Raw genomic sequence first — 7,231 nt, 5'->3', positions numbered from 1 at the left:
TCGATGCCCGAGCCACCCCCGCTCGTGGTGTCGTCGCGACCCCGCGGTCGTCGGCCCCTGCTCGCGCTGGCCGCGGCGGTCGCCGTCGTCGCGGCCGGCGTGGGGGCCGCCGGGGGCTGGGCCCTCGCCGGCTCCGGACCCGACGCCACCGGCTCCCTCCCCGCCGCGGGCGGCGCACCGCAGACCCCCTCGGCCAGCCCCGACAGCGGCCCCACCGGCAGTCCTGACGGCGGGCCGACCGGGCCGAGCACCGGTCCCGAGCCGCGGCCGGTCGGAGCCGACCTGGCCCCGCTCGAGCGCCGCTTCCGCGACTCCGCCGGCGCGGTCGAGCTGGTCGACGTGCCCGGAGGCACCCGCGTCACCATCACCGCCTCCGGACTGCCCGAGCCCCGGCGCGGGGAGTTCTACGAGGCGTGGCTGCTCGACCCCGCGACCAACAAGATGCTCCCGCTCGGCACCCTCGGCCCCGACGGCTCCGCCGTCGTCGAGCTGCCCGCCGGGCTCGTGTCGGCCTACGCCGCCGTCGACGTCAGCCTCGAGCCCGACGACGGCGACCCCGCCCACTCCGTCACCTCCGCGCTGCGCGGCGCCTACGCCGGCCCGACCCGGGCCTGAGCGCCGCCGACCGGCTCCACCGGGCCCGACCGGCCCGCCCCGCCACCACCCAGACCACCACTCAGACCGACCCGCCAGAGAAACACCCACACAGGAGAGAAACCCCATGAAGAAGATCACCACCGCCCTCGCCGCCACCGCCGCTGCCGCGACCCTCGCCGCCGGCGCCCTGGCCCCGGCCTCCGCCGCCCCGTCGGCCAAGCCGCAGGGTGAGACCAGCCTCGCCGAGGTGCTGGCCGCCGACGGCAACCGCTTCGACCACAAGTCGCAGGACTTCGACGTCCTCGAGCGCGCCGTGCTCGCCGTGCTCAAGGCCAAGCCGGAGAGCCCCGTCGGCCTGCTCACCCAGGGCGGGGAGCGCGCCACCGCCTTCCTGCCCACCGACGCGGCCTTCCGCAACCTCGTGCTCAAGCTGACCGGCGAGCGCCCCGGCAACGAGCGCCAGACCTTCCGCCAGGTCGCCGCCGTGGTCGACGTGGACACCCTCGAGGCCGTCCTGCTCTACCACGTGGTCGCCGGCAAGACGCTGGTCTCGGAGAAGGTCGTCGCCTCGAAGGGCGAGCCCACCACCACCGCGCTGGGCGCGACCTGGACCGTGCGGGTCAAGGGCGGCGAGGTGCGCCTGGAGGACCAGGACACCAACGCCCGCGACCCCCGCGTCATCGCCCTCGACCTCAACCGCGGCAACAAGCAGGTCGCCCACGCCATCGACCGCGTGCTGCGCCCGATCGACCTCTGAGTCGACCTCCGGGTCGACCTCTGCGTCCGGCCTCCGAGTCGGACCTGATCGGCCGCTGAGCCTTGGGCACCCGCCCGCACCCACGACCGTCCGCCCCGGTGCCGCTGCGCCGGGGCGGACGGTCGTCGTACGCCGGTGGCCTCCTACTGATCGTTGAGCCCTCTGCCTGACCGTCATGACTGTCGGGTAGAGGTAGCAACGGTCAGTAGGACGCGGGCCGCGGGCCGCGGACCACGGGGTTGCGGGGCTGCGGCCGCCGGGGCTCAGGGTGCCAGGGAGGCCTCGGCGGGCAGGGCGAGGGTGAGCACGGCGTCCTCGATCATCGGGTCCTGCTCGACGTCGGCCTCCAGGCCCCGCAGGCGCACCGCGAGCGCCGACTCCGCGTCGTCGCCGACCAGGTCGACGGCGGCGACCACGAAGAGCCGCTGCGGGCCGACGTACTCGACGTGGAGGTAGGTGATCCGCTCGATCTGGGGGTGGGCCAGCAGGCTGCGCAGCACCCGGGCCTGCAGCTGCGGGCCGAGGCCCTCGCCGAGGAGGTAGGCCATGTTGCGCCGCATCAGGAAGACCGCGACCACCGCGAGCAGCACGCCGATGGCGATCGAGGCCAGCGCGTCCCACACCGGGTCGCCGGTGAGCTGGTGCAGGCCGATGCCCGCGGCGGCCAGCACGATGCCGACCAGCGCCGAGGCGTCCTCGAAGAAGACCGCGCGCAGCGTCGGGTTGGAGGTCTCGGCGACGTAGCGCAGCGGGTGCACGCCCCAGCGCCGGGCGTCACCGCCCACCTGCCGCGAGGCCTGCACGAACGACGTGCCTTCGAGCACCAGCGCCACCCCGAGCACGACGTAGTTGACGACGAACGACGCCTCCTCCTCCGTGCTGCCCAGCTGGGTCACGCCGTGCCAGACCGACACCACCGCCCCCGCCGAGAACAGCCCGAAGGCCGCCACCAGCGACCAGACGTACGTCGCGCGCCCGTAGCCGCGCGGGTGCTCGGCGTCGCGGGGCCGGCCCCCGGAGCGCTCGGCCACCAGCAGGAAGACCTCGTTGCCGGTGTCGGCCCACGAGTGCGCCGCCTCCGCCACCATCGCCGCCGAGCCGGTCACCACCGCCGCCACCGACTTGGCCAGCGCCAGCAGCGCGTTGGCCACCAGCGCGACCACGACGGTGAGCAGCGACTCGCCGCCGCCGCCCTCCCCCTCGCCGCGCGGAGGGCCCGCCGACGAGGTCGCGGACCGGTCGGTGGGCGGGTCGGTGGGCGGGTCGGTGGGCGGGTCGGTGGGCGGGTCGGTGGGCGGGTCGGTGGGCGCGGCGGTGGGCGCGGCGGTCGCCGCGGCGGTGGGCGGGGACGGCGCCGCGGTCGGGCGGGGCGGGGCCGGTGCGGGGTCGGCGACCGGCTCGGGGCCGCCGCGGGTGTCGCTCATGACTCCGTCGTACTCCTGCCGTCCTGAGCGCGACACCCCCGGGTGGGGTGGGGCGACCCGCCGGGCCCGTACCGTCGACGCCATGACCGCTCGCCCCTCGGCCCGCCCGTCCCGCCGCGCCGCGGCCCCCGCCCGCCCCGCGACGCTGCGTCTCGCGGCCGCGCTGGCCGCCGGCGCGCTGCTCGTCACCGGCTGCAGCTCCTCGGGCGGCGACGGGCCCGACGACGCCGCCGCGCCCTCCCCCGAGACGTCCTCCAGCGCCCCCTCGACCAGCCCCTCGACCAGCCCCTCGACCAGCCCCGGGTCCACCGCCGACGCGGGTGAGGGCAGCGGCGACTTCCCGCGCTACGTCGCCCTCGGCGACTCCTACACCGCGGCGCCGCTCGTGCCCGACACCGACCCGCAGGACGGCTGCCTGCGCTCCACGGGCAACTACCCCAGCCTCGTCGCCGCCGCCATCGACGGCACCGCGCTCACCGACGTCAGCTGCTCCGGCGCCACCACCACGTCGCTGGTCGGCGTGCAGGAGACCTTCGACGGCCAGGCGCGCCCGGCGCAGTTCGACGCGCTCACCGAGGACACCGACCTGGTGACCCTCGGCATGGGCGGCAACGACTTCAACCTCTTCGCCACCCTCATCGGCCGCTGCGGCCAGCTCGCCGCCGAGGACCCCGAGGGCTCGCCCTGCGAGGACGCCGACCTGGTGAAGGACAACGTCTTCCGCCAGATCCGCGGCCAGCTCGCCGCCGCGCTCACCGGCGTCCTCGACCGCTCGCCCGACGCCCGGGTGCTGGCCGTCGGCTACCCCCAGATCCTGCCCGCCGAGGGCACCTGCCCCGACCGCATCGACCTCGCTGTCGGCGACTACCCCTACGCCCGCGACCTCAACGAGCGCCTCGACGCCGCCGTCGAGGGCGCCGCGAAGGACGCCGGGGTCGACTTCGTCGACGCCTTCGCCGCCACCGAGGGCCACGACCTGTGCGCCGAGGACCCGTGGATCAACGGGCGCACCACGCTCGAGGACGAGGCGCTCGCCTACCACCCGCTCGCCGCCGAGCAGGAGGCCGTCGCCGCCGAGGTGCTCGCCGTGCTGGGCCAGGACTGAGCCGCGGCCCCGATCGCCACTTACTGACCGTTGCGACCTCTACCTGACTGTCGTGACGGTCGGGTAGAGGTCGCAACGGTCAGTAACACGTGTCGCGGCCGGCCGGTCCGAGCCCGGGGCGGGTCGGGTCGGGGCGGGCCGGGTCAGAGGGTGGAGTGGACCTCGCGGCCGGCGACGTACGTCGCCGCGACGGGCATGGTGCGCAGCTGGGCCGCGGCCTCGGCGGGCGAGTCGCTGGGGGCCAGCGGGTCGCGGTCGAGCAGCACCAGGTCGCCGCGGGAGCCGGCGCCGACGGTGGGCTGGCCGTCGACGGAAGCGGCGAGCACCTCCTGCGGGGTCAGCGCCTGCTCGCCGTGCCACGCCTCCCGCTCGTCGGCGCTGCGGTGCACCGCGGCGGCCATGGCCAGCCACGGGTCCAGCGGCGAGACCGGGGCGTCGGAGCCGAGGGCCAGCTCGACGCCGTCGTCGAGCATCCAGCGGTAGGCGAAGCAGCGCGCGGAGCGCTCGCCCCAGATCTTCTCGGTCAGGTCGCGGTCGTCGAGCAGGTGGGCGGGCTGCACGCTGGCGCGGATGCCCAGCTCGGCCATGCGGCGCACGTCGGCGCGGTTGACCATCTGCGCGTGCTCGATCGAGCCGCGGGCGCCGGTCACGGCGTAGGCCTCGAGCGCCTCGGCGCAGGCGGCGTCGCCGATGGCGTGGGTGGCGACCTCGAGGCCGTGGGCGTGGGCGCGGGCCAGCAGCTCGCGCAGCTCCTCGCCCGACAGGTTGGGCTGCCCGGCGGGGTACTCCAGCCGGTGGGCGTCGCCGTAGGGCTCGCAGCACCACGCGGTGCGGGTGTTGAGGGAGCCGTCGCTGATGATCTTCAGCGGCCCCATCGTGGCGCGGTCGTCGCAGCCGGGCAGCGGGTCGCCGGTGCGCAGGCCCATGGCGATGACGTCGTCGAGGCCCTCGGCGTAGGTCGACATGCGCAGCCGCAGGAGGTCGCAGCCGTGCGACCAGCGCTCGGCCCACTCCGCGGCGCCGCCGGAGAACTCGTAGTCGACCAGGCCGACGATGCCCAGCGCGGCGGCGTGGTCGAGGGTGCGGCGGTAGGCCTCGGGCGAGGTGCCGTCGTCGCCGATGAGCGAGGACAGGCGCGCGTAGGCGCGGAACCACTCCGCCTCGCGCACCACCGAGTCGCGCACCGGCAGCGCGAGGTGCAGCAGCGCGGTGGTGTTGAGCCAGGCGTGGTGGGCGTCGCCGGAGATCAGCACCACGGGGGTGTCGCCGGTGACGGCGTCGAGCTCGGAGACGGTGACCTCGCGGTCCCAGCCGGCCGAGCGGTGTCCCCAGCCGATGACGGGCAGCTCGGGGTACTCCCGCACCCGCTCGGCCACCAGCGCCGTCGCCTGCTCCGGCGAGCGCGCCCCGGTGAGGTCGAGCCGCGCCGAGGTGAGGGTCCACTGGGCCAGGTGGACGTGCTGGTCCCACAGGCCCGGCGCCACCCAGCGCCCCGCGGCGTCGATCTCGCGGTGCTCGTCGTACGCCGTGGTCGGCGCGCTCAGCCGCGGCCCGACCGCCGTGACCCGGCCGTGCTCGACGAGCACGTCGACGGGGGCGTCGGGGGCCCGGTCGGTGCCGCGGTCGGCCGCGCGGACGGGCACGATCCGGGCGTTGCGCACGAGGAGGCTGCTCATGGGCGCCAACCGTAGGGAGGTCACGCACCCATCGCCGAACCGGCGACGAGGCGTGGACGGACGGCTCCGTCGCGGTGGGCCGGGGCGGCTCGGCGGTGCACCGCGCGGGGGCCGCGCAGGCGCGGCCCCCGCTCGGTGCAGGGGCTGCGCTGCGACCGCCGAGGTGCTGCGGGCCTGTGGCGGTGGTCACCGCCGGTCGGAGCCGCAGGCCCGCCGTACGGCGCGGCCAGGGGCGGTCCCGGGGCGGTCCTGGGGTGGCCCGGACCGGGGCCGGAGGGGACCGGCCACCCGCACCCGCCGGGTAAAGACCCTCACGGCGCCGGGGGCCGCGGGGCGGTTACGGTGTCGCCATGGGTCTCCGGGGTGCGCTCGTCGCGATGGCGCTGGCCGTCGTCGGTGCGCTCGCCGGCGGCCTGCTCGCGGGGTCCCGCAGCGACGCGCCCGCGGCCTTCGGCCCGCCCGTGCCGGTGGCCGCCGCCTCCCCGGCCGTGCCCACCGACCCGCCGGTCGAGATCTCCCCCGACCCCGACTACCCCGCGCTGGTGCGGGGCCTGCCCACCACGCGCGTCGTCGTCGGCACCGCCCCCTTCACGCTGTCGGTGCCGATCCCCGACGGCTGGGTGCGCAGCGACTCCGCGGCCGGCGAGTGGCGCTGGTTCCCCGGGCCGCCCGACGAGGTGAAGTACACCTACTTCCTGCGGGTGCGACTGATCGGCAACGACTACCAGAGCATCGAGAGCGCCCTCACCTCACGGATCGCGGCCCTGGAGAGCGCGACCGCGGTGGAGGACCTCGACGTGGAGTACCGCTCGCGCGACACCTTCGTCTCCACCTACGTCGAGGGCGGCTACAAGCGCGTCAGCTACGAGCGCTTCATCGGCACCGGCCCCGCCGACCCCACGGCCTACGCCTCCATCGCCGTCATCGGTCGCGAGTCGGACCGCGACGGGCTCAGCGCGCTGCTGGAGAAGGTCACCGCCGGCGCACGCGCCTGAGACCCGCCCTCGCCGTCGTCCCAGCGCCCCACCGGAGGGGACGTCATGCGCCCGGTGGAGTCGCATCCACCCCTCGTACGACGTCCGCGCCACCCCCGCGAACGCCACAGCCCCCGCGCCCTCACGCGCGGGCTCGGGCGCGGGCCGGCCCGACCCGGGCGCGGCGGGCCCCGGGTCAGAGCCCGTAGGTGCGGACGCTGTCGAGCACGCGGTAGGCCTCGGCGGTGGTGTCGCTGCGCACCTGCACCCACAGCAGCCGGTTGACCGCGACGCGCACGACCCGCTCCACGGTGACCCCGCCGGGGCAGCCGGTGTGCACGACGGTGCGGGTGGGGCGCCCGTCGACGGTGCTGGTGACCGGCTCCTGCGGGCTCTCGCACTCCGCGTGACCGGGCATGAGGGTCGGCAGGGCGTCGCCGGCCATCAGGCCGAGGAAGACCCCCTCCCCGTCGCTGTCGGGGTCGGTCCAGGAGGCGTCGGTGCCGACGGAGAGGGCGTCGTACGACGCGTCGCCCGCCGGGCCGGCCCACGGCTCGTCGGCCTCGGCGGCGTCCCAGCCGGCCGGCACCTCGACGGCCAGGCGGCCGGTGGCGTCGCTGACGGTGAGCCGCTCGGGGGCCCGGCCGTCGACCCAGGCGTAGCCCGCGAGGGCGCCGGCGCCGAGGGCCAGCACGCCC

At 76.5% G+C, this 7,231-nt stretch carries 7 protein-coding genes; 4 read left to right on the top strand and 3 right to left on the bottom strand.

The genetic code is table 11. From position 1 onward, the window contains the following. Positions 1–615: anti-sigma factor (locus LPA27_RS18875; RefSeq protein WP_228943515.1), on the top strand; the 615-nt coding region annotated here is incomplete at its 5' end. Between the two features lie 106 nt (positions 616–721). Next, the gene (locus LPA27_RS18870) at positions 722–1,354 is read left to right on the top strand and encodes a fasciclin domain-containing protein (protein WP_228943512.1); all 633 of its coding nucleotides are present in this window, start codon (positions 722–724) and stop codon (positions 1,352–1,354) included. Between the two features lie 263 nt (positions 1,355–1,617). Here the strand turns inward: LPA27_RS18870 and LPA27_RS18865 are convergent, their stop codons facing one another. Further along, positions 1,618–2,778 carry a cation diffusion facilitator family transporter gene (locus tag LPA27_RS18865; protein ID WP_228943510.1) on the bottom strand — a complete coding sequence of 387 codons (1,161 nt, stop codon included), beginning with the start codon at positions 2,776–2,778 and terminating at the stop codon, positions 1,618–1,620. A gap of 82 nt (positions 2,779–2,860) precedes the next feature. On the opposite strand from LPA27_RS18865, the gene LPA27_RS18860 reads away from it, so the two are divergent. Further along, positions 2,861–3,883 (top strand): SGNH/GDSL hydrolase family protein, encoded by a 1,023-nt coding sequence (locus LPA27_RS18860; protein ID WP_228943508.1) that lies wholly within the window; start codon positions 2,861–2,863, stop codon positions 3,881–3,883. A 143-nt stretch (positions 3,884–4,026) separates the two neighbouring features. Here the strand turns inward: LPA27_RS18860 and LPA27_RS18855 are convergent, their stop codons facing one another. Next, entirely contained in the window at positions 4,027–5,559 is a 1,533-nt protein-coding gene (locus LPA27_RS18855; RefSeq protein WP_228943506.1) for an amidohydrolase, read from the bottom strand. 350 nt (positions 5,560–5,909) lie between these two features. Between LPA27_RS18855 and LPA27_RS18850 the strand changes: the two genes are divergently transcribed. Next, complete coding sequence (locus LPA27_RS18850; protein ID WP_228943505.1) at positions 5,910–6,554, top strand: hypothetical protein; 645 nt, start codon at positions 5,910–5,912, stop codon at positions 6,552–6,554. 175 nt (positions 6,555–6,729) lie between these two features. Here LPA27_RS18850 and LPA27_RS18845 read toward each other — a convergent pair. After that, positions 6,730–7,231 (bottom strand): hypothetical protein (locus LPA27_RS18845; RefSeq protein ID WP_228943503.1); only part of this gene is annotated, 502 nt, incomplete at its 5' end.

This window comes from Nocardioides sp. Leaf374, assembly GCF_916862475.1.
Classification (GTDB): domain Bacteria; phylum Actinomycetota; class Actinomycetes; order Propionibacteriales; family Nocardioidaceae; genus Nocardioides; species Nocardioides kribbensis.
Note: the sequence above shows the minus strand (reverse complement) of the source record. Positions and strands in the feature narration are given on the sequence as shown.